The sequence below is a fragment of the Bacteroides ndongoniae genome (assembly GCF_900108345.1).
GTDB classification, from domain to species: Bacteria; Bacteroidota; Bacteroidia; order Bacteroidales; family Bacteroidaceae; genus Bacteroides; species Bacteroides ndongoniae.
The window spans coordinates 168,249-191,572 of record NZ_FNVV01000012.1; the positions used below are offsets into that span (position 1 = coordinate 168,249).

At 44.2% G+C, this 23,324-nt stretch carries 20 protein-coding genes; 17 read left to right on the forward strand and 3 right to left on the reverse strand.

The window, feature by feature from the left end:
* The first annotated feature begins 219 nt into the window (after positions 1 to 219).
* Positions 220 to 849 carry an O-methyltransferase gene (locus BQ5591_RS01030; protein ID WP_071148544.1) on the forward strand — a complete coding sequence of 210 codons (630 nt, stop codon included), beginning with the start codon at positions 220 to 222 and terminating at the stop codon, positions 847 to 849.
* Here the strand turns inward: BQ5591_RS01030 and BQ5591_RS01035 are convergent.
* Positions 833 to 2,077 (reverse strand): FtsX-like permease family protein, encoded by a 1,245-nt coding sequence (locus tag BQ5591_RS01035; RefSeq protein WP_071148095.1) that lies wholly within the window; start codon positions 2,075 to 2,077, stop codon positions 833 to 835. The two genes, BQ5591_RS01030 and BQ5591_RS01035, sit on opposite strands and share 17 nt — an antisense overlap.
* Positions 2,074 to 2,409 carry a 30S ribosome-binding factor RbfA gene (gene rbfA / locus BQ5591_RS01040; protein ID WP_022163826.1) on the reverse strand — a complete coding sequence of 112 codons (336 nt, stop codon included), beginning with the start codon at positions 2,407 to 2,409 and terminating at the stop codon, positions 2,074 to 2,076. Before rbfA ends, BQ5591_RS01035 begins: the two co-directional genes overlap by 4 nt.
* 330 nt (positions 2,410 to 2,739) lie before the next feature.
* Here rbfA and BQ5591_RS01045 point away from each other — a divergent pair, with 330 nt between their 5' ends.
* Complete coding sequence (locus BQ5591_RS01045) at positions 2,740 to 3,297, forward strand: DUF4890 domain-containing protein (RefSeq protein ID WP_071148096.1); 558 nt, start codon at positions 2,740 to 2,742, stop codon at positions 3,295 to 3,297.
* Between the two features lie 120 nt (positions 3,298 to 3,417).
* Here the strand turns inward: BQ5591_RS01045 and BQ5591_RS01050 are convergent, their stop codons facing one another.
* Positions 3,418 to 5,931, reverse strand: a complete 2,514-nt coding sequence (locus BQ5591_RS01050) for a YfhO family protein (RefSeq protein ID WP_071148097.1) — start codon at positions 5,929 to 5,931, stop codon at positions 3,418 to 3,420.
* A 201-nt stretch (positions 5,932 to 6,132) separates the two neighbouring features.
* Here BQ5591_RS01050 and BQ5591_RS01055 point away from each other — a divergent pair, with 201 nt between their 5' ends.
* The 15 genes from BQ5591_RS01055 (at position 6,133) to BQ5591_RS01125 (ending at position 23,287) form a co-directional block, all read left to right on the forward strand.
* Positions 6,133 to 6,852, forward strand: a complete 720-nt coding sequence (locus BQ5591_RS01055; protein WP_071148098.1) for a 5'-methylthioadenosine/adenosylhomocysteine nucleosidase — start codon at positions 6,133 to 6,135, stop codon at positions 6,850 to 6,852.
* A 1,238-nt stretch (positions 6,853 to 8,090) separates the two neighbouring features.
* On the forward strand, positions 8,091 to 8,678 hold the full coding sequence (locus BQ5591_RS01060; RefSeq protein WP_071148099.1) for a hypothetical protein: 588 nt from the start codon (positions 8,091 to 8,093) through the stop codon (positions 8,676 to 8,678).
* A 52-nt stretch (positions 8,679 to 8,730) separates the two neighbouring features.
* The gene (locus BQ5591_RS01065; RefSeq protein ID WP_071148100.1) at positions 8,731 to 11,055 is read left to right on the forward strand and encodes a tubulin-like doman-containing protein; all 2,325 of its coding nucleotides are present in this window, start codon (positions 8,731 to 8,733) and stop codon (positions 11,053 to 11,055) included.
* Positions 11,056 to 11,067: 12 nt separating this feature from the next.
* Positions 11,068 to 14,166 (forward strand): tubulin-like doman-containing protein, encoded by a 3,099-nt coding sequence (locus BQ5591_RS01070; RefSeq protein ID WP_071148101.1) that lies wholly within the window; start codon positions 11,068 to 11,070, stop codon positions 14,164 to 14,166.
* A 24-nt stretch (positions 14,167 to 14,190) separates the two neighbouring features.
* Positions 14,191 to 14,961, forward strand: coding sequence for an Ig-like domain-containing protein (locus tag BQ5591_RS01075; RefSeq protein WP_071148102.1), 771 nt, complete (start codon positions 14,191 to 14,193; stop codon positions 14,959 to 14,961).
* A 22-nt stretch (positions 14,962 to 14,983) separates the two neighbouring features.
* The gene (locus BQ5591_RS01080) at positions 14,984 to 16,105 is read left to right on the forward strand and encodes a hypothetical protein (RefSeq protein ID WP_071148103.1); all 1,122 of its coding nucleotides are present in this window, start codon (positions 14,984 to 14,986) and stop codon (positions 16,103 to 16,105) included.
* Positions 16,106 to 16,115: 10 nt separating this feature from the next.
* Positions 16,116 to 16,841 carry a hypothetical protein gene (locus BQ5591_RS01085; protein ID WP_071148104.1) on the forward strand — a complete coding sequence of 242 codons (726 nt, stop codon included), beginning with the start codon at positions 16,116 to 16,118 and terminating at the stop codon, positions 16,839 to 16,841.
* A 27-nt stretch (positions 16,842 to 16,868) separates the two neighbouring features.
* Positions 16,869 to 17,873, forward strand: coding sequence for a nuclear transport factor 2 family protein (locus BQ5591_RS01090; RefSeq protein ID WP_071148105.1), 1,005 nt, complete (start codon positions 16,869 to 16,871; stop codon positions 17,871 to 17,873).
* A 17-nt stretch (positions 17,874 to 17,890) separates the two neighbouring features.
* Complete coding sequence (locus BQ5591_RS01095; RefSeq protein WP_159434401.1) at positions 17,891 to 19,399, forward strand: hypothetical protein; 1,509 nt, start codon at positions 17,891 to 17,893, stop codon at positions 19,397 to 19,399.
* Positions 19,400 to 19,426: 27 nt separating this feature from the next.
* Positions 19,427 to 20,203 carry a hypothetical protein gene (locus BQ5591_RS01100; protein ID WP_071148107.1) on the forward strand — a complete coding sequence of 259 codons (777 nt, stop codon included), beginning with the start codon at positions 19,427 to 19,429 and terminating at the stop codon, positions 20,201 to 20,203.
* A gap of 196 nt (positions 20,204 to 20,399) precedes the next feature.
* Complete coding sequence (locus BQ5591_RS01105; protein WP_159434402.1) at positions 20,400 to 20,897, forward strand: hypothetical protein; 498 nt, start codon at positions 20,400 to 20,402, stop codon at positions 20,895 to 20,897.
* Positions 20,898 to 20,915: 18 nt separating this feature from the next.
* On the forward strand, positions 20,916 to 21,326 hold the full coding sequence (locus tag BQ5591_RS01110) for a hypothetical protein (protein ID WP_071148109.1): 411 nt from the start codon (positions 20,916 to 20,918) through the stop codon (positions 21,324 to 21,326).
* A 12-nt stretch (positions 21,327 to 21,338) separates the two neighbouring features.
* Positions 21,339 to 21,743, forward strand: coding sequence for a DUF4878 domain-containing protein (locus BQ5591_RS01115; protein WP_071148110.1), 405 nt, complete (start codon positions 21,339 to 21,341; stop codon positions 21,741 to 21,743).
* A gap of 83 nt (positions 21,744 to 21,826) precedes the next feature.
* On the forward strand, positions 21,827 to 22,471 hold the full coding sequence (locus tag BQ5591_RS01120) for a YiiX/YebB-like N1pC/P60 family cysteine hydrolase (RefSeq protein ID WP_071148111.1): 645 nt from the start codon (positions 21,827 to 21,829) through the stop codon (positions 22,469 to 22,471).
* A 135-nt stretch (positions 22,472 to 22,606) separates the two neighbouring features.
* Positions 22,607 to 23,287: a hypothetical protein gene (locus BQ5591_RS01125; RefSeq protein ID WP_159434403.1), complete on the forward strand. Its 681-nt coding sequence runs from the start codon at positions 22,607 to 22,609 to the stop codon at positions 23,285 to 23,287.
* Positions 23,288 to 23,324 lie beyond the last annotated feature (37 nt).

The window sequence follows — 23,324 nt, forward strand, 5'->3', positions numbered from 1 at the left end:
TAAACTCACAGAAGTTAAAGAAGTTATCACCCGCTTTGAGCGAGCTTAGGAGTTAAAAGCCAATAGATCTGTTATTCCACTTTTCTTTTTACAAGTCTATTGGCTTTAACTTCTAACGGAATACAGCGGAGTGATAACTTCTATAGCTTTCTTACATTCCAAGGAAAGGCTGACTCCGAAACTTTAATTATTAACTATTAATTTTTCATTTCTATGTCCATGTCGTTAGACGAATACATCCTACAGCACATTGATGATGAAGGCGATTATCTTCGCGCTCTCTATCGGGATACGCATCTGAAACTGCTTTATCCGCGCATGGCATCGGGCCATCTGCAGGGCAGAATGCTGAAGATGTTTGTACGGATGATACGTCCCCGACAAGTACTGGAGATAGGAACATATAGCGGTTACTCCGCTCTTTGTATGGCCGAAGGCCTGCCCGAAGGAGGAATGCTTCATACCTTCGAAATCAACGACGAACAGGAGGACTTTACACGTCCCTGGCTGGAAGGATCGCCGTATGCTGACAAAATAAAATTCTATATAGGCGATGCGTTGAAGCTGGTACCTGAATTAGATATAACATTCGATCTGGCTTTTATCGATGGGGACAAGCGCAAATACATCGACTATTATGAAATGGTGCTTCCGCGCCTTTCCGACGGTGGTTACATCATAGCCGACAATACGTTGTGGGACGGACATGTACTCGAAGAGCATCCGCATGCTTCCGACTTGCAGACCATCCGCATCAAGGAGTTCAATGATTTGGTAGCAGCCGACAGCCGTGTAGAAAAGGTAATTCTCCCGTTGCGTGACGGGTTGACTATCATTCGGAAGAAGTAGTCGACAACAACCGACGGCTAAGATACTTCACCGGATACCATACCGACAGGAAACCAACCGCAATGACGGTAACGAAAACAAGCAATACATCCGTCAGATGTACACTAACTGGATAAGCATCGACTACAAAGCTACCGTTTCCTCCACCCAATGAAATGAGTCCGAACTTTTGTTGCAGAAAGCAAAGCAGCAATCCTAAAACAATTCCTATACTTGCACCGAAGACAGATATCATTCGTCCTTCGAACAGGAATATGCGTGTTATCAACTGGTCACCGGCACCCAGATTGCGCAGTGTTTCCACATCGTCACGCTTGTCCAGTATCAGCATCGACAGAGAACCGATGACATTGAAACAGGCAATGGCCAGAATAAAAGTCAGGAACAGATAGGATATGAATTTCTCGATTTCCATGATGCGGAAAACATCGGCCTGCTGCTCGTAACGGTTCTGCACTACAAACCGTTCGCCGAGTATCTCTTCCATTTTCTTTTCGACGGCATCGATATTGCTGCCGGGCTTCAGCTTGATTTCGATGGCCGACACTTCGGTATCATAGTCAAACAGACGGCGGGCAAAGCCAAGCGATGTAAGTATGTAGCGTGCATCGTATTTCTGCTGGTTGACTATAAACACAGCTCCCGGCGAGAACAGATAGTCGCTGTTGAACGAGGCGGCAGGATTGGCCATGTTGACTCGTGCATTCCGTTTGGGAGCATATACTTGCAACGGGTCTACAAACTGGATGCCGGTACCCAGTTCGGACATCAGTTCCACACCCAGAATGCCATAATCGACCACCGAATCGTTCAGTACGAATTTTCCGGTACCATACAACAGACTGTCAATAGCAGTCAGTTGCTCGAAGTTGTCTTCCACTCCCTTGATGACGGCCATTGTCTGCCGGTCCTTGTATTGCACCATGGCATTCTCTTCCAGTGTTTCGGTCCATACTTCTATTTCGGGCATAGCATGTATCTGTGCCACACGCGATTCATGCGGATCGAACACTTTGCCTTCGCGGACGGTAATTTTCAGTTCCGGATCGAAAGCGGTGAAGAATCCCGCTACCATGTCCTGAAACCCATTGAAGACGGACAGGGTGCATACCAATGCCAAAGTGGCCAATGCCACTCCACATACCGACACAGCAGAAATGATGTTGATGGCATTGTGCTTCTTCTTCGAGAAGAGGTAGCGACGGGCTATGTAGAAGGGCAGGTTCACTGTTTCAGGAGTTCGTCTATTCTTTCCAGATAGTCCAATGAATCGTCAATGAAGAACTTCAGTTCCGGAATGATACGTAGCTGGTGGCGCACACGTGTACCCAGTTCATAGCGGATGGACTTCATATTTGCATTGATGTTCTTGACTATTTCATCGGCCTTTTCCGAAGGAAATACGCTGAGGTAGGCACGTGCCACGCTCATATCCGGGCTGATACGTACGGTGCTGACCGAAACCAGCGTACCGTGCATAGACTTGGTCTGCAACAGGAAGATATCACTCAGTTCCTTTTGCAGCAGTCGGGCTATTTTATTCTGACGAGTAGTTTCCATATATGTATTCTTTACGATTGATTCTTTTTTGTAGATTAGAAAGCAAAGTTACGGAATTTTCATGGAATAACCTTAAGATAAACTGCGGATTTCCTTAATATTGCTCTGATAGCAGCCGGCCTTCGTCGGGAAAGCAGGTTCATGTTTGTAGTGACAGGCTGTGTGTTTCTTAATATAAGAAGGTGTAGAATCAGAAATTTCTCTTCATACGAATGTTGTTTCAGGACACAAGATTATTCAATTAGTCGATAAAACTCGCCAATTAGTAGATTCGATTTTTGCAGTCTCGTTGAATCATTTACATTTGCATCGGATTAAAACGAAAAGCTTATGAAAAGATATGCTTCATTATGGTTACTGACTGTTTGCCTAACATGCGGTGCAGTTCAGTTACAGGCACAAGAGCCCGAACCGAGAGCAGAACAAAAAGAACTTCCGCGCGAAGTTCCCTCACCTGAAAAGGCTGCTCAACGGATTACAGATCAAATGCAGAAAGAACTGCAACTGACCGACAAACAATATAAGAAGGTGTATAAACTGAACCTGAAGGAGCAGAAAAAAATCTTTTCGACCCGGCTGGCAGGAATGCGTCCGCCAATGGGAGCTATGCCCGATATGAACGGCGAACGTCCGCCAATGCCGATGGGCGAAGGTGGAATGATGCCTGGTATGGGTGGTGGCCGTCCACCGATGGGCGGTCCGAGAATGCCTCACATGGCTAAAGATTCTGCTGAAGAATTGCAGAAAGCTGCTGCCAGCAAAGAAAAGAAACTGAAGAAAATTCTGACTGAAGAGCAGTTTGCCAAGTGGCAGAGAATGCGGGATGAACAGAAACCGCCTCGTAGACCGCACAACAATGCTGAGGCTCCTCAGAAAGATAAAATCTGAATCTTGTAATCTATTTGAAACAAAAAGAAGAGACTCTCTCTAAATAGCGTTTTTTCATGTATTATTGACTTCGGCCGCCCTTACCTGTGAAGGTAGGGGCGGTTTTCTGTCTATTATGATTTAAGCTTCCTTTACGCACTTTCTACGTTCCATCCATACGACGACGATCACTCCTATCAGCAGCAGGATGAAGGCTCCGTAGGCGATGCCTTCGGTCACGTGCAGGCTCTGCGGGTCGAAGCGCATCTCGATGGTGTGCTTGCCGGCGGGCACGTACAGGGTACGCAGGATGTAGTCGGCACGGCTCAGTTCGGCTTTCTGGCCGTCGATGGTCACCTGCCAGCCGTCGGGATAGTATATTTCGGAGAATACTGCGATGCCGTCGCCGCTGTTTTCGGTTTCGTACGTCAGGCGGTTGGGCGCGTAGCTAGTCAGGCGGATGGCGGACAGGCTGTCCTTATGGGCATCGGTCATGCCTTTCAGTGCGTCCTTGAAGCGTTTGTCCACAACGGCTGTTTCGGTGGGCAAAATGTCGTGCAAGGCATCTATTTCCTGATTGGCATTGTCCACATACTGTACGTTGTTCACAAACCAGGCATTTCCGTAGGCAAAGGGGTTGCGCATGGGCATAGTTTCGCCTTTCTGTCCGGCGGGGAAGATGAAGTAACGGGTGTTCAGCATGTTCAGTACGCGGAATTTGCTTGGGTCGATGCTGTCTACCTCTCCGGCCGAAGTGGCAAACTCGCGGTAGGCGGCCTGCATTTCACCGCTGATGTGGTGGTCTATCATTTCCTGATAGCGGCGAAGCTTGGCAGCGTGGTATCCGCCCACGCTCTTGTGCCAGTAGGAGGTGTTGTTCTCGTTGAAGGTGTTCGAGGCGAGGTTCAGCACGCGGTAGTCGGCGTCCTTGTCCTGCAGGATCTGTTCGTCGGCCGGCGTCTTGCTGAAGCTCTCGGTGCGGATGGAGCGGGACACGAACTGTTCGTCGTTCAGGTAGCGCTTGTTGACGCTCCACATGTCCACCAGGCAGAGCACGGCGATGCCGGCCACGGTGAACGACTGCCGCAGCTTGCCCGTGGTGTAGAGCATGAGCAGCAGCAGGCCGATGGCGATGATGAGGAAGCTGCGCAGGGCGTCGGCCTGTACCAGGGCGGCGCGCATCTCGCCCAGATTGGCCAGGATGCCGTTCAGCTCACTGGCCGGAATCATGCCTCCGTCGACGGCCTGTTGCAGCATCTGCGCCTCCTGGGCAGGCACGTAGGAACCGCCCGACGAGGGTATGGCATACCACAGGGCCACGCCGGCCGTCAGCAGCAGGCTGATGCCCAGGGCCTTCAGGTTGGCGCGCAGCACGGTGGGCTCTTCCAGTATCTTCTTCAGGGCGAAGACGGCCAGCAGAGGAATGGTGAATTCGGCTATGACGAGGATGGACGACACGGCGCGGAACTTGTTGTACATCGGTATGTAGTCGATGAAGAAGTCGGTCAGCGGCATGAAGTTCTTACCCCACGACAGCACGATGGAGAACAGGGTGGCTCCGATGAGCGCCCACTTCAGTGGGCCTTTCACGATGAAGCAACCCAACAGGAAGAGGAACAGCACGAAAGCGCCTACATAGACAGGACCCGACGTCATGGGCTGGTCGCCGAAGTACTGCGTCAGGCTGCCATAGAGGCCACTGTACATGGGGTTGGCTTTCGACATGGCTGTCTCACTCATCGACAGGGGTACCGAAGCGCCGCCTTTGAAGTTGGGGACAAGCAACGTCCACGTCTCACCGATGCCGTAGCTCCATTGCGTGATGTAGTCGCGGTCCAATCCGCTGCTGGTCTGCTTGGCGGCATCGCCCGTCTGCACCAGCTCGCTCTTGCCGCGCATGGTTTCTTTACTATAAGTATAGGTATGATACAGGTTCGACAGGTTGGTGGCGACGCCTATCAGTGCGGCCACTACCAGCACGGCGCTTGCCTTGAAGAACTGGGGCAGGGTCTTTTCGCGCCACGCCTTCTCGAAGTAAGCGCCTACGATGAACAGGATGACGAACAGGAAGTAGTAGGACATCTGTACGTGGTTGGACGATACCTGCAGTGCCACAAAGATGGCAGCCAGGATGCCTCCGGCCAGCAACCGGCCCCGATAGGCCAGCACGATGCCCGCCAGCGTGGGCGGAATATAGGCCAACGTGACAAACTTCCAGATGTGCCCCGCCGAAATAAGAATGAAGAAATAGGACGAGAAAGCCCACATCACGCCCCCTAAGCCGGCCAGCCAGACGGGGATGCCGAAGGCTCGTAGCAGAATATAGAAGCCCAGCATCAGGATGAACGTCAGATAGACGTAGTTGGGCAGAAACAGCCGATAGACTTTCTGAATCCATTGCAGCGGCTGTGCCGAGTCGTAGGCAGGCGTTATCTGGTAGGTAGGCATACCGCCGAAGATGGAGTTGGTCCAGCGGGTGCGTTCGCCGGTCTGGTTATAATACTCGGTGGCTTCCTGGCTTGCGCCTACTCCGGCCACGGTGTCGTGTTGGAAAAGCACGCGGTCTTCTACGTCGGCCGGAAAGAAGTAGGCAAACGATATCAGGATGAAGGCCACGATGGCAATCACGTCGGGTAGAATTTTCTTCAGTGTCATAATCTTCTTCTTGATTGATAATCCGTGCAAAGATAACGCATCCCCTCGTATTTTCCACATATCGTGCCGACGTATTTCGCTGAAATGTCGTACTTTTGCCGGAGCGATGAGCCACAAGCCGCGGGCGGCAAGCGATGAGCTGTGGGGCTGAGGCTTGGCTTATGCAAAGAATTGCTTACCCATAAAGACTGTATAGAAACAATGAAAATAGGTATTATCAGCGCAATGGACAGCGAGCACCGCCAGCTGGCGGACCGTCTGTCGGAGAAGAAAGAGAGCGGCGAGGGCCGTTTCCGTTATGTAGAAGGCCTGCTGGGCCAGAACGACGTGGTACTGACGCAGTGCGGCATCGGCAAGGTGAACGCCGCTGTGGGGGCGGCCGAACTGATACGTCGCCATCGTCCCGACTGCATTGTCAGCACCGGTGTGGCGGGAGGCATCGATACCCGCCTGCGGGTGGGCGACGTGGTGGCCAGCGACCGTCTGGTGTATCACGACGTCTATTGCGGCAACGACGGAACCAGTTACGGACAGGTGCAGGGCATGCCCCTGTACTACGAAGCCAGCGCCCCGCTGCTGCAACACGCCCTGAACCTGAACGACGGCGCCGGACTGGAAAGCCGCATACACGGCGGACTTATCTGTACGGGCGACCGTTTTGTGGAAGCCGCCGCCGAACTGGCTGACATCAAGAGCCACTTCCCCGAAGGGCTGGCCGTTGACATGGAGTCGGCCGCCATTGCACAGACGTGCTTCGTCTATGGTGTGCCTTTCCTTAGCTTCCGCATCATCAGCGACACGCCGGGCGCACACGACGACAACTTCTCGCAGTACCGCGACTTCTGGGCCACGATGGCCGAGCGTTCGTTCCGCACCACCTGGGCTTTCCTGGAAGGACTTGGTGAGGTGAAACAGCTTTGATTTCCGCCTCCTTCGAGCCGTACAAGTGCGGCTCGCGAGAGACACTTGTGCCGTTCACGAGCCACACTTGCATGGCTCATGAACGACACTTGCGATCCAGAAAATGGTGCAAGCAATGATTGACAACCGTCCCCAAAAGGACTTTACGAAAAGGCAACTTTTTCCAGCGCCAAACGCCCCAATTCATTTTGACGACAACTAGCCCTTATACAACAATTCTTCGATACTTCCCTTACCCCATCATCTCCCTACCGACCAATACGTGAAACACAAAATCCACGCACAAACACGTTTCAACAAAAAGATTTAAGATTCACGTTTCACAGCAACTCGCTATTTATTAAGTACTTACTGTGAAACGTCACGGAGAAGAGTTATAGAGGATGAAGGTTCACACTATCTAAAACGTGAAATATTAAGTTATGCAAGAAGCTATCTAAAAAAGAGAGAAAGAGCAAAATATTACCTCATTATATTTAACTAATAATACATACAATACATATCACAAGAAATCAATTAAAGAATAATGTTTCGTTAGGAAAAATAGTTAAGATGAAACAGCTGCAGAATAGTAGCGCTAAATAATGTTAATAAAAGACTTAATCTTTCATGATTTTATACTAATAAAAAAAGAATCATTACATTTGCCATGTTCTCATGTGAAATTCCTTTTGCTTTTGTTAAAATAGCAAAGGAATGACCCCCACGCCGAAGCAACATATAGAGAAGCGAAAATCTATGTGATGCGGTATTGGGAGGGTCAATGAGAACAGACATATGAAGGCGTTTACTTGACGCTCTGTTCTTGACGTATCGAAATCTCGCAAATTACGGTATTGTAGTCTTGAACTTAGCAACGGTAGATGCCCCGGGTGTGATTATATCACGGCCCATGGTATATCGTATAAGCATGTATTGCATCCTTTTGGCATGCAAGTGTGTTTATATATGATTGTACCGTGTGGCTAACGTATATTCATATCGGCGTGGGCTCTGACGTTGTCTGTTCGACTACAATAGGCAATGCGAGAGCCTCGATACGTGGAATGGACAACAGGACGATTCCACGCTTTTTTATGTCCGTATTTAACCTTTTTACGGTACTAAAAATGAATAAGATATGAACACACCTTGTAATGTGAATCCTGTAGAATTTGGATATTCGTCCAATATCAGCCACTACGCCAAAGCCCTTGTAAGAAAGAATAGTGTGAACCTTCTAAAATAGTTTCACAGCAATGGGCATTTTCTTTTCTATTTTGAGCGAAGGCATCACCTGCCTTTTCTATGGCATTGTAATCACAGCTTTCATCATGGCCACGCTCTATTTCATCCTTTCCACTTTGAGCAAAGGTACTGTCCGTTCCATCCCGTTTTTTGTAACCGGACCTATTTTGGCATTACTACTCATGGTCAATATGACCCTTTCGGTTGGAGCCTTTACAGTAAAGAGTGAAACAGAATCCATGCGCCTGTGGCTGACGCAGCGACTTGACGGCATCCACGGAACAGCTGATCTTCAATCCAGTCAACAAGTGGGCGACATGCTGAACGAACAATTCCCTTTATCCGGATGCTTCCTCAACCTATTCGACATGAGTGGACACCCAATAGAAGAATTACCACAGGTATTTTACGAGGTAATTAATGAAGAAATGAACAGCATGATATGGAACAGATTGCTTTGGTCATTAGGATTCATCGTAGCCGCCATGCTTATAGCCTTGTATTTCGACAAAGGAGAAGGTAACCGTAGCAATGGTAAAAGCAAAAGGGGAACTAAAGGAGTCCGAACAAATCCCCGGAAGAATTTCGACGATTTCTGATATTCTTAACTGACATAAATGAAAGAGAGAGAACAATAATAAAATTAAAGATATGACAAATCAACTCATCATCGGACTTGAAGATAACGGAAGCAAAGTTCTGCGTAATCTAAGGAAACGAATATACGAAGAATTTCGCATCAATGACCTTGAACACGTTATCTTGCAAGAGTGTACCTCGGATGATTTCGTGCAGACCTTGCATGAAGTCATGCTAAAGTTACATGGTGATGAGGAAGTATCGTTTCATATTTGTACCAGTCTGTCAGAAGGTGCTGGTTGTATCATTGATGCCATAACCCAAATAAGGAAGCGGTTTCCTTCATTACCCCAGATGGGTATATATAGAAGAATCTACCTTTACCTTCATCTGCCCGGACAGATGCCGAGCGATGCCGGAACAATTGCCCAAGCCAGGAGTTATGCCGCTTTGTTAGAATTGAACGCATTACTTATAGGCCTGTACCACCCAACGGAGGTTGAAGATGCTTTTGATTCAAGCCTTATTTATACCTATATTTATACCAACATAAACGAACAGGAAATCGTACTGGATGAGATACACGAATTACCTGCCGCAGTAGCTGAATTCATTTTCCTAGTGACCATCGCTAATAGGGAGATTTGGTGTAAGCAGGCTCGAATGACAGAAATTTGCTGGCCTAATATCCCCGAAAAGCAGGATGGTATAATCGTTCACAGTCGTAACTTCGGATCGTTCGGTATCGCAAAGGTCGCATTTCCTGAAATGGAAATCCGGGAATTCATAACGTACAGTTATGCTTTGCAGGCCGTACATCAACTCCTCTGCAACAAATGGCAAGAGGACATCGGATATATCATATGGCCCCTTGAAAAGGCTGGCGTAAGCTTTGCAGATGAAATCCGGGATAAGAAGAATCAGGAATGGCTGATGCTAAGCGACAGGTATTTGACTTTGGAACGTCCAATCATTGACAGTCCGGCAACCCAAAAATGGCGACTGTTTGAAGAGACATGGGAAACGTGTACACAAGCAGAAGCTGACGATATGATGGCTACTGTTGACAAAAAACAATGGTTAACAAACTTCTCTGCTCGATGCGAAGAGTGCTTTAACCATCACTTCCGCCAATGCGGAGTAGCCGAGTTCTACAAGTCACAACAGGTGCAACGTAAAAGCTATGCGCATACCATCCGTCGCCACATCGAAAAAAAACTGTTCGATAAATGGCTTTATGAAACGGGAAATAGCCAAAGCATATTAGAAATCGAAAGCTACACCCGGCTATTGATAGAAGATAGTAAAAGCCGCATGGCAGGATTCGATGTTTTAAAGGCAAAACAAGAAGAAAAAAAGGCAAACCTGCGCTGCAAAATTGACGATATCAACTATGATTGGTCGAAGATGGGCTTCTTGGATATGGTAATGAATAAGCCACAAAAGATGTTCTGGTTGTTCCGGACTATGACGAGCGAATACTATACGGCAGCTACCCTTATCGTAGCTTATGGATATGCCCAAGAATTGCTTCAAGACACCATAGAGGAACTGGAACACATGTTAGGTGACATTATAACCTTTGAAGTCATGTTTCGGGGAATCGATAATCAGTTGCAGCAACAAGTCACAGACAGATGGCCAACGGATGAAGCTCAACGGAAGTGGTATATCAAAATATACGATCCGTGGGTAGTGCAAAATATTTGCCAACAGTTGGTCAGCAACAAAGATAAAATGGACATGAATGCGGCTACTATCCGTACACGTATGGTAGCTAATCTGGTAGAAGATGGAGAACGTACATTTGCCAATCTTTGCAACAAGAGCAATTATGAATTGACCCTCCATACCATACTGGACATTTGTCAGGAAAATGCATTGCGTGACATGGAAAATGTCGCTAAAAACGATCCTCGCAACAAAATGATAGGAGTCAATATCTTAGAAAAGCTGGAATCGGAGTTGGACACGAAGGAGAAGCTGGAACAATTTGTCAAATACATGGTTCAGGCATCGCGTACATACGTCCGGTTCAACCCTACCGAATATGCCAAGGTCATACCGGGAAACATTGAACCCATGATGCCGATGGTACAGTTGGTCTTGCCGGAAGCAGATGAACGGACAAACAATTTCCGCCAAAGACTAATTGACACCTTTAGGAAAGAAGTTCCAGAATTTGACCCCAAGTCGGATGTAACAGTCAATTACAAGGACGATCAGATTATGGTCATTTCTGCCAAGTATGGCTTCCCGCCCCGCTTTCTGACTGATGTCAAGTTCGCCAAGGAAAAATATGAAGCCTTGGTATCGGACGAAACAAAGAGCATAGTGAATGAACAGCATCCTGACGATGCACAGATTTATACATCGGATAAACAAATAACAATATAAAAATCAACAAATATGGCAAACCATCTTATCATCGGACTTGGCGGCACCGGAGGCAAAGTGCTGCGTGAGTTAAGAAAACGAGTGTATGAAGAGTTCCACGGCAATGACCCCGGTAATGGAGTCTTTTTGGACTATGTATATGTAGACTCTTCTCCATCGGATTTGGAAGACCGCACCGGCTGGAGCGTATTAGGTAAAAGCGTACATTTAGGCACGGCACAGAAAGTCAACATCAACGGTATCGGTACAAGCGTGCTTGGCAATATCAACCTGTATCCGGGGTTGAAGGGATTCCTCAACCCTACCGACCTGCAATTGATGCAACAAGAGATGGGAGCCTTGATCAGTGCGGGCATAGGTGGACAACGCCGCCGATTGGGACGAACGCTGATGGCGAATAACATATTCGACAAAAACAATCCTGGCAATTTCGAACAAGTAGTCCGTGGTGCCGTACAGCGGATCCAGCAAGCCAGCGGCAACGAAGACACCACTTTCCACATTTGTGCAGGTCTGGCAGGAGGAACGGGATCCGGCTCCATTATCGACGCAATCGCCCAAATAAGAACATGGTTCCCTTACCAGCAAGATACACATGCGTTCAAAATCCGTCTGTTCCTTTACACACCGGAACGAACCTTAGTCAGTGCCAAGCATGATGCGGGTTTCTATCAGGCCAACGGTTATGCGGCCCTGACAGAGCTGAATGCGTTGAGCATCGGCAAATATCATCCCACGGATGTCAAAGGAGAAAAAGATCTCTTTTCCGGTGAAATTCGCCGGTTACTCGAAAACCAGGAAGCTTTCGAAGTAGCCTATATTTACACCAATGTCAATGAGCAGGGAAAGGTATTGGATTTGTCGCAAGGACTGCCTGCCGCAGTAGCAGACTTTATCTTTCAGACCACCATTGCCAGCGAAATGGGTGGAACTAACGGACAACTGACCCGTTTGGTGCGCTGCGAGAATGATGGTGCAGGTCCCGAAAAAAACCAGGCAGGCGAAATAGCCCACAGCCGTAGGTTCCTTTCATTCGGCATCACACGGGTAGAATTTCCCGAAGCGGAAATTCGTGAATTCATGACCTATAGCTATGCACTGCAAGCCGCACGCCAGCTTACATATAACATGTGGCAAGATGGAATCGGCTACGGAGAACGCACCATGGAAGAAGTCGGTATAGGCTTTGCAGATGAAATTCAAAACAAGAAAAACCGGGAAGGCCTGATGCTAAGCAACAATTACTTGACTTTAGCCAAACCGATTGTGGAAAGCCCGGCAACAAAAAAATGGAAGCTGTTTGACGAAACTTGGGAAGCACGTACCCAGGCTGAAGCCGATGATGTTATGGCCACTGTGGACAAAAAACAATGGCTGACCAATTTTTCAACCCGTTGCGAAGAATTCTTTAACCACCAATTCCGCCAACATGGAGTAATTGAGTTCTACAAGATACAGCAACAAGAACGTAAAGGTTATGCCCGCACCATCCGTCGCCACATTGAAAAAAAACTGTTCGACGAATGGATCAGCGGTGCGGAAAACAGTAAAAGTATCCTGGAAATTGAAAAATACACCCGTCTCTTAATAGAAAACTGTAGCAGCCGTGTAGCCGAATTTGACACACAAAAGGCAAGATTAGAAGAAGAGCAGGAAAACCTGAGTCAGCAAATCAACGAGATTAATCAAAACTGGGGCGGTATAGGATTCTTAAGAGGTCTGATGAACAAACACCAGGAAGTCTTTTCACAATACAAAGCAACCAAGAGCGAATATTATGCAGCTGCCACCCGAGTAGTTGCATACGGCTACGCCAAAGAATTACTTCAAGACATCATAGAGGAGCTGGAACGAATGCTGGACGGCATTTTAGCTTTCAAAGATGAACTAAACGCTATCAACGAAGAAGTGTTGAAACAGGCATCCAGCAAATGTCAGACAAACGAAGAACAGAAAGATACAGATATTAAGAAATACAATCCGGAAACCGTCCGCAATATTTGCCGTCAATTTATCAGCAATAAAGAAGAAATGTCTTCGAATGCGGCTACTATCCGTACACGTATGGTAGCTAATCTGGGAGAAGATGGAGAGCGTACATTTGCCAATCTTTACGACAAAACCGATTATGAATCAGCCATTGACATTGTGTTGGATGTTTGCCAAGAAAATGCACTACGCAACATGGAGAATGCTGCCAAGAGCGACCCACTCAACAAAATGGTGGGAGTCAACATCTTGGAGAAACTGAAATCGGAGCTGAACACAGAGGAAAAGATGGAGCAGTTTGTCAAACTCGTCACCCAGACATCGCGTACATACGTCCAGTTCGATCCCACCGAACGCGCCATGGTTATACCTGGAAACGTTGGAGCCATGATGCCAATGGTCCAGTTAGCTTTGCCGGAAGCTGATGAACGTACAAGTGATTTCCGCCAGAAACTGATTGATGCTTTCAGAAAAGAAGTAACAGGATTTGACCCCAAACAAGATGTAGCAGTCAACTACAAAGACAATCAAATTGTAGTCGTTTCTGCCAACTCCGGTTTCCCACTTCGCTTTTTGGCCAATGTCAAGACTGCCAAGGAAAAATACGATGCTTTGGTAACCAGACAGAACGAGAAACATCAGCTGAATACGATGGTTCTGCACACGGAAAGTTTCAAAGAAGAGCTGCCCGACCTCTATGAAGAAGGTCCCGAACCACGTCGGAATAAGATGGTAAAACCTCTTATGTTAGCCTATGCCTTAGGTATCGTTGCCGAGCAACAGGATCCTGTCACACAAGCCAAGTTTGATGCCATCCGCATTCCCGACGAGACCTTTGGAGACACTTGGAAACCCATGGGGAAAGGATTCGTGGAATCGTGGAACGCATTAGGACAAGATTTCAAGTTGGCACAATTGTTGAAAAAGCAGGTAGATATCGAACTGACGAAGCAGGCACGCAGCAACGACCAGAAGGCCGTTCTTCGCAAGGCCATCGGTCAGGTTGTCCAGACCAAGATTCTGCCAAGTTCGCTTTGCGAGAACAACCAGTTCAACCCGAACTATACGAAGTTCCGCAACTTGGCAATGGAAATCATTACGGAAAAATTACAAGATCTATAATTAACTCACTTAAAACGAAACAATATGGCAATTAAAAAAGGCATATGCAAAAACTACGGTGAATGTGATATAGCTGACACCAAACCGCCTGTAGTACAAGAGGCTGACAGCACGAACTTTGTGTGCGAAGAGTGTGGAAAACCGTTAACAGAATGTGGTAAGACACCACCGCCACCACCCATCAAAATTATTCTGGCAGCCATCGCGGGCTTAGCTGTTATCGGAGGAGGTGGAGCCTACTATTTCCTGTCTTCTGGCGACACCACTCCACAGCCGGAACAAATTACGCTAACGAAGTCGGCATCGGAACTAAATGTAGGTCAAGCAGACACCTTGCAAGCGACAGTGACTCCCGAAGAAGCAACAGCACAACTGGAATGGACATCGAGCGACGTAAACATCGTAAGTGTCGAGAACGGTGTAGTGAAAGCACTTGCTGAGGGTAAAGCCCAAGTAAGTGTACAAGTGACAGGCGCAGAGGGGCTGACTGACGTTTGTACCTATACAGTCACCAAAAAGGAAAAAGATTCTGACGAAGGAAAAGATGGCGAAGGAGGAGGTACCACATCGACAGGTATCAACTTAGGCTACGCTTCTTACCAGGGCGACACGAAAAACGGGAAGCCGCATGGCAATGGTACCCTGATGTTCAAGTCCAGGCACCTCATCCCCGGCACCAAAGACAGCTATGCCGAAGCAGGCGAGCAGGTCATCGGTGCTTTCCGTGACGGCGAAATCAATATGGGCACTTTGTACCAGAAGAACGGCAACCGAGTAGTCGTAAAACATAAATAAGAGATTATTTATCAACGATACGATGAGAAAGACTGGTTTTTGTTTCATATACTTGTTCCTCATACTACATACAGTAGCATGGGGACAAGTACAGTATGCAACCGCACGCTTGCAATCAATGGCGCAACTACTGCCTGTTGACTGGAGCAAATTGGTCTATGGGGAAAACAATGGTTTTACGTATTCAGGCCATCCATTGACAATTTACGTAAATGAATGGAATGAAGTAACGCACATCGGATATAAGCTGTTCCCGACAGACATTCGCAAAAGCAGTCCTTCTCCCGTTTACGACTTTCTGGAAAGATACTTCCTTGAACTTGACTTGCTAAAGGATATTGACAAATCCATGCGTCTGGCACTTGACAAAGTACAGCTGAATGTAAAGACTCCGGAAATCATCCACACGCTTGACGGAACGGAGAAACTGCAAGTGGATATGCTCAGTTTGAAAAGGTATCAGGTATCATGGTTGAAAGATGATCGCAATATATTAACGATTACTTTTGATATGGACTATCAGCTTCTATCAGGATGTAATGCGATTGAAGCTGAGAAGAAATTGATACGCGAACTCCGACGCTATCGCCAGCAAGAGATACATGATCCAACTGTCGATCTGCCGGAAGCAGATGCAACCGGAAACAAGTTTTGGCAAGTAGACAAAGGAAGCTATATTTTGGACGAGATTCGCCATACATTGTATTACGAAAGAAAGGAAAAGGAAGCATGGAGCTTAGTTTGCGATATTTCTCATCCCATATGGAGCACGTTCAACCTGATGTTATCTACAAACATTGAGCACCAATGCAACCTTGATATGGTAGTCGACCTGTACGGGTACCACCAGACAGGATTGACTATACCTTTAAAGAAATGGATTGCTTTCTGCCTTGAACAAGGATGTAAAGCATATGTAGGGATTAAGTCTCATCAAGATAAAAAGATAACCGGTACAGTATTTATGGTTAATGAGAAAATGGGGTATAACCACATGCTCACAATCGAATTGGACAAAGATATCATCGCTCATCGTAAAGGAGATATTCATTCGCGCTTGTATGCCTATATTCCTTTACACAATGTATCGGACGATTATTTCCAGTTCTACACAAAAGTACCTAATGTTGACACTCTAAAATAACTGTAAAAGAATGAAATATGTATTTTGCTTTTTGTGGTCATTATTGATTGCCTTTCCGTGCATTGCACAAACAAGCAATGCAGAAGCAAAGGCTCAAATCAATAAAATAAAAAAAAGTTCTTCATACCTGTATGGAGAAGCAACGTTGGCATCCACGGAAGATGCCATAAAATTGGCCAATGAAATATTAAGAGAAGAAATCGACGCTTGGATTCAAGAAAAGAAAAAACTCCGCGAATCCAATAATGTTGTAATTAAAAATATCAACGAAGTTTCCCAGCAGATGACACTGCCCAGAGGAAACATGCACCGTGCTTTTGTTTACGTGAAAAAGAGTGATATCATCCCATCGGATAATGTAACGGTGGTAGCTACTGAAAATACTCCTAACAATTCACACACAGAAGCCAGTACTCCCAATACCAACAAAGTTCCCTCAAAAAGCGAACTGACATCAACTCAGGAAACGGCTTTGGAAATTATTCTAAAGCTAACAGATTTTAACCAATTAAAAGATTGCCTGACTTCTTTAAAACGAGAAGGGAAAATAAAAGAGTACGGAAAATACTCCTCCCTCACGCAACCTGCTAACTATTACCTTATCATATATAACCGACAAGGAATAATAGAGGCAGTTTTGGCACCAGGAAAGGATACCCGTACAAATCTGAAAACTAAAGGTACCGACAGTATTAGCAATTACAAAGGAAGAGGTGCCATTGGATTTAAATTTTAATATTCAACTATTATATCAATTTAGTACATGAAGAAGTTTTTAATACTATTCTATTTACTCTGCTTGTACTGCGGCATCCAAATAGATGCCCAAACAGTAACAGTTACTCTTACTACAGACTCAAGCTTTGATAACCCAGCAATGATTGAAAAGTTGGAAAACAATTTAGGTCGAGTTTTAACTGAAATCAATCGTGCACAAAAAGAAAATCGCCCACTGAACTTAGTAGGAATGCCTCTAAATGAATTTGCAGCCAACTCATTATCTATGCTTTGGGCAAACATCCATTTCTATTGCGATGACGAGGAAGTTGTAGAAAGATGCTGGCCATTAACTAATGGCTACTTGCTTCGCCGTATCCCACTCATCATCACCCCCGAAGGTGAAGAATTCGGAAGCGGTACTTATCAGGAGGCAATCGTAGAATTCACACCGTCAGGAACCATCTCCGACTTCCGTTTTGCTTTGGATGCACAATTGGGTGAAAGTATGGAAAAAGGTGGAAACGGTGTAGTAGAAACCGAAAGACGAATGAAGATTCTCAGTTATTGCGAACGCTTCCGAACAGCTTATAACACTAAAGACTTGAACTTCCTGAACCAGATTTTCAGTGATGATGCATTGATCATTACAGGAACAGTAGTAAAAACCAAACCGAACGAAATGGGAATTGGAGGAGAAAAAGTCCTGTACAAGAAACAGAACAAACAGCAATATCTGGCCAATCTTAAACGAGCTTTCCTACGCAACAAATGGATAGATGTCAAATTCTTCCAAATTGGAGAAAAAGGAGAGACCGGTGGACCGGATGCCATTACACGCTCTACCGAAAATCCCAATATGTACGGAGTGCGCCTACGTCAGGAATGGCGTTCAAGCAATTATAGCGACGAAGGTTACGTGTTCTTGCTATGGGATTTCACAGATGAAGATGCACCGGTTATCCATGTCCGCACTTGGCAACCAGAATGGGTAGGCGGACAGAAACTCCCAGAAAACGATATATTTTCTTTAAGTGATTTCGATTTATAACAACAATGCAAATAATAATGAAAAATAAACTAATATTGATCATTTGGGGGCTTGTTCTTTTTTCACTTCCCACCATTCAAGCTCAAAATGTGTTCATGACAATAGATGAGCAAACTGAATTGCAACGTTACATAGACCTTGGAGGCAAAGCATCTGCTGTATTCGTATCTTCTATGGAGGACTTGGTCATCGTATCAAACAAAAAGGAAGATAAGTTTACACAAAAGAAAAACGGCCAAATGTATGAATACGAAACTCAGATTGATATTTCAGATGGTGATAGAACTTTCAAGGTTATGCGTAAAAATACTGCATTAACTGCAGAAGTAAAGAAAATATTTACTAAAAAGAACCAACGCTATTATTTTAAGGTTGAAGCCGTAGCCAATCCTATCATTTTGAATGAGCAGGGTGGTAGAGCAGAAGCTTATCTGGTTGATGGCAAAGCATGCGTAGAGTTTACAACAGCAATAGAAAATTTAAAGGTGAAACATCCTCAAGGACTACCTTGCACCATCCAACATTCTAAATCGGAAGCTGGTGCTTATGTTACATCGGTTATTATAGACATGGTCGTTTTTGATAAGCTCCGCAATGCCATGAACAAAGCAACTGAAGAATATAACACACAAGATGAAAAGATCCAAAAAATGGGAGAAAAAGGAATAGAAATTCCCGAAACAGAATGGCAAAAGCTTGATGAGCTACAGAAAAAAGCAGATGCGGCCGATGTTGCTTTCAATTCAATCTCCTCACTCACAGTATACACTGATAATTCTAACTACCTAACCGTATCAATCAGAGATTTATCTGTAAAGCAGAAATTATTATACGGTATTCTTCCATTGCTCGAAAAAGTTGAAATCTATAACCGTAGTTATGATCAATATGTAGGCAGCGCACAACAAGCTGAGAAAAGCCGAAAATTCAACACAGCACAGGAATTTTACGAACAAGGAGCAAATGCCACTGATGCAACCGAAGAAGAAAAGTCTGCATGTCGAGCCAAAGCCTTGGAAATGAAAGAATGTGCAGGTTATTGGAACATGGCCAACCAAGTCTTGAAGAAACTTAAAGAACTTCAAGGACAGGGAGGTAGAGCCGATTATGGAATGATTGAAGAATGTTATGAAGTAGCCATAGCTAACTATGAATCTCTATACAAAATACGAAACGATGAAGAATTCCAAAGACGAGCCACCGTATTGAAAAATGCATTAGACAGACTTGGGTTAGTTATAGAAGGTAACGTTGTCAAAACCGACATGAAACAAGGGCGTTTGCTTGAAGAACCAGCTACGGACGTATCCATTTACGCATGCACAAGCGGGTTTAATAAAGACATGAGAAAAGGAAAACACGGAACATATATAGGTAGAGTGGACGCAAAAGGAAATTTCCACGTACAAGTAGACCGATATGTTTATGCCGGCCTCCTATTTGTGCCTGATGATGGTAAAAATAATACTTGGGTTTCACTTCATGAACGAAAACACCTGAAAACAAAAGTAAGAATAAAAGAATAACAATTGTCTAACTAAATATCTACAAAAATGAAACGTTTAATTAATTTAATGCTATTGGTTCTTGCAATAGCAGTGGCTGCACCTACTTCTATGCAAGCCCAAAAGAAAAAAGAAAAAAAAGAAAAAAAGGCAAAGAAAGAGTTTGTCTGGGAACTGCCAGAACTTACTAAAAACAAGGATTTCGACAAATATCTCCTTACCTGCGATACGCTAAACAACCGAATTCGCGCATATTGTGACAGCATTGTCTTTTATGAAGTGAAGAAAATCCAAGAGACAGATGCTAATGGCAATGTCATAATGGACGAAAACGGAAAACCCAAAGAAATTTATGCCGTAGTAGATAATGAAAATCACATTCGGGGTTCAAAAGAAGCGATATTCCAGTATGCGGATATGATTCTGAGTGGCACAAGTATCATTTTAGACATGGCAAACATAACTGTACTTACAGCAACCGCCACTACAGCCCTTCCTTCATTAGGTCTGAAAGCACTTTCTTACGGGAAGTATCTGAAGGCAGGTCCCATTATGGCCAAAGATGGTGCTGTAGAAATAAAAGAAATCGTAAGTAAATGTAGAACACAAGCAAAAGCTATTCGTGCTTACAAAAACAGTTTTACAGAATCCGGTGAATTAATCGATCCTCAAGCAGATGTTTCTAATTTGGAAGGTGTCAATCTGAATGATGTACCTACTATCACAAAACCCTCCGAAGAATTAGCACAAGAACTTGAAAAAGCAAAGCAAGAAAATGCCAATGCAAAAGATGCGGATGAGGACGCATTTGAGGATATAGCCTGATGTATATCAATTATGCAAGCTCTCAATTTTAACTAAACAAAACTTTGCTGGTATTAAACTAAAAAGAGCTAAACCAATTTTCATACAAAAACATGAATGATAGGTTTAGCTCTTTTCACCAAACATTAACGCTCACCAATCTTTGGAATTTGTTACATATTATTCAAATTCAACAAAATAAGAAGATTATATACTCATGAAAAAAAATGCTTATTATTGGAGTATTCTATGGATGTGTATCTGTTGTTTTTCCTTGCCCTTAATGGCTGAAGAACTACAACAAAGGACACAAGTGACAACTCCGGACAAATCATTAGAAGCTAAAGTCATTAAAGCATACCGGGAGGGTGACTATGTAGTGGTGGATATGCTACTTTGCAATGTATCGAAGAAAGACTATACACTGAGTTTCAGCTTAGTAAATGCAGACCGTATATCAGTATACGACGAATTTGGCAATCAATATTCTAAAGGTATTGTTGGACGTTTCGGAAATGACAATAATACCGCCAACATGACCCCAAAGGCATTATTGCCTTCGGAAGTTCCAATCCGCTTCAGTTTATTTATCCCAGGAGTGGAAGAAAAAGTATCTCTTCTACCTCGTATCAATTTTGGATATTGCCGTCCGGCGCCTCCTCACGAATTCAAGTCATGGAAGATGAGTGTAAAGAATGTTATGATCACAAACTAATTTGTAAAACTAAAAATTATGAAGAAACTTTTATTCATTCTACTCTGTGTGGTAGTGGGCTGTACCTCCACTTCCAAGCAATCATCACCATTTAAAGGTGAATGGAAACAAGAAACAGCCGAAGAACTCAATTTACTGAGAATAGACCTGTATGAGAAAACGGTAAAGCTACCTGACGAAAGCGGTTCCTGCTTCGGATATCTGCAAACCGAAAACGAATTTGCCGCCGATTATTGGATTATTGATGAAGTAACGAATATTACAAAAGATTCTGCCAATGTAAAAGTATACAGTTGGCGTTATGGAAGTCCTGAAGACAAAAATGATCGTGTTTTGCTTTATAATTCCAATGAACATACGATAACTGTAAAACAAGAAGGGTATAGCTTTATCCTTTCTCCGACAGAAAATAATAACAACAATCAATAAAAACAAAATGTCATGAAAAAATTAATCACTTTAGGTTTCCTTGTAGTAGCCGTTTTGAGCTTTATTTCGTGTTCACCAAGTAGTCCTGGAAAGGCATTGAAATCCTATTTGACAGATCTGAAAAATGAGAATTATGAGTCTTTTATAAAAGGCGTATATTTCCCAGAAGATATGGATGAACAACGTAAAAAGAAGGATGAAGCTCAGCTGTTAGCAATAATCAAAGAGAAAGGAGCCAAAGAATATGAGAAAAAAGGAGGAGTGAAGAGCATCGAGATTTTATCAGAAACCATTTCGGAAGACGGCAAATCTGCAGTCGTGGAATATAAACAAACCTTCGGCAACGGAGAAGAAGAAAAACAAAGCCAAAAGATGATCAAGAAAGATGATAAATGGTTTATTGACATGAGAAAATAGTATATATACAAACTCTTTATATCAGAAGATTATAAAAGATATAATTCTTATTATCGCAGCAACTTTATAATCAGCCGCATGAAATGAAAAGAAAGAATACAATAATAAATACTCATTTGCTCTTAGAATTTATTATTGTGGCAGTTTTGTTATGGGGATGTTCCTCCACTCCCCATAACAAAACCGGCTTTTTACCCACAATACCCAAAGAAACTTTGCGTTCGGGCGATATTGTTTTCCGGCAAGGCTCAGGACTGACAAGCCGCATTGTACAAAAGGCAGACAAAAATGGGATATATTCGCATGTGGGAATTGTGTTACGTGATAAGAACGGAGATTGTCTGGTCATCCACGCAGTACCCGGTGAGCCTGATTTCAAAGGGGATGTCGACAGGGTAAAACTGGAACATATAGATAATTTTTTCGGAAATGGGAAAGCCATATGCGGAGCTGTAATGCGAGTGAACGTAGATTCTGCCAAAGCCGCTCGGGCAGCAACCCATGCCTTAAATATATTTCAGCAGAATACCCTGTTCGACCATCAATATGACCTATCTGATACAACTCAAATGTACTGCACAGAATTGGTTTACTTTGTTTATAAGAAAGAAGGGGTAACGTTAGCGGATACAGAGAGCACTTTGGTAATACCTATAATAAACAAACAGTGCTTATTGCCTGGCGATTTATTAGAGGGTAATTATTTATCAATGTTAATTGAATTATAATCTTCAAAATAACATTGACTTATCGCATTCCCAGTCAGTCCAGTTGGCAACGGGATGCCTGAAACTATCTAATAAAAAATGATTCATACTATTCTTTATAAAACTACATGTTCCACTATTAACAAATTTGCAAGCATGAAAAATATTAACTCTTTTTTATTTTGCTGCACCACAGCATTTCTACTTTTAGCCTGCGGTAATGGTTCTAAATCAAAATCTGATTCTTCTGAGAACAACGATAATTCAGCTGAAACTATATGTATTACAGCCGAAGAAAATACTGTTATTCTTTTAACGCACCCAACAAGTTGCAAGGTCGAAAATACAGAAAATGGGTGTTTAGTAACATTCAAGACTGAAGCAGGAAAACAGGTTTTCCTTTTACCATGCCAATACAACCTTGCAGCTTTTGACAATCAACGAGCTAATGGCAGTTATCAGGAAATCGAATTCATACCTGGTAATGTTTTCAAACGAGATACAGGTTTTTCCATGAAAGGGAATGTCACTGTCTATGACGGGAAAGGAATCACATTCCTACTCCCCAACTATAAACTACTTTCCATAGTAGGTATATTTCTCTATGACAAAAAAGCATTAGATATGTCAACTGTACGGATACAACACCTAAAAATGAAAACGATTTCTAAAGAAGAACTTCATGTTTTAGGCATTAATGTAGCATTGGCATCATCACCAGATCATATTATATCCCATGTTTATGTACCTTCTTCTGATCCACTGTCAAAAGCTATAGATGTCAAACAAGCTGTAACAGATAAAAAGATTGAAGACTGCAAAATTGTAAATTTCTAACTATCCCACTGACCTGCAAATTATTCCCCAGTTAGCC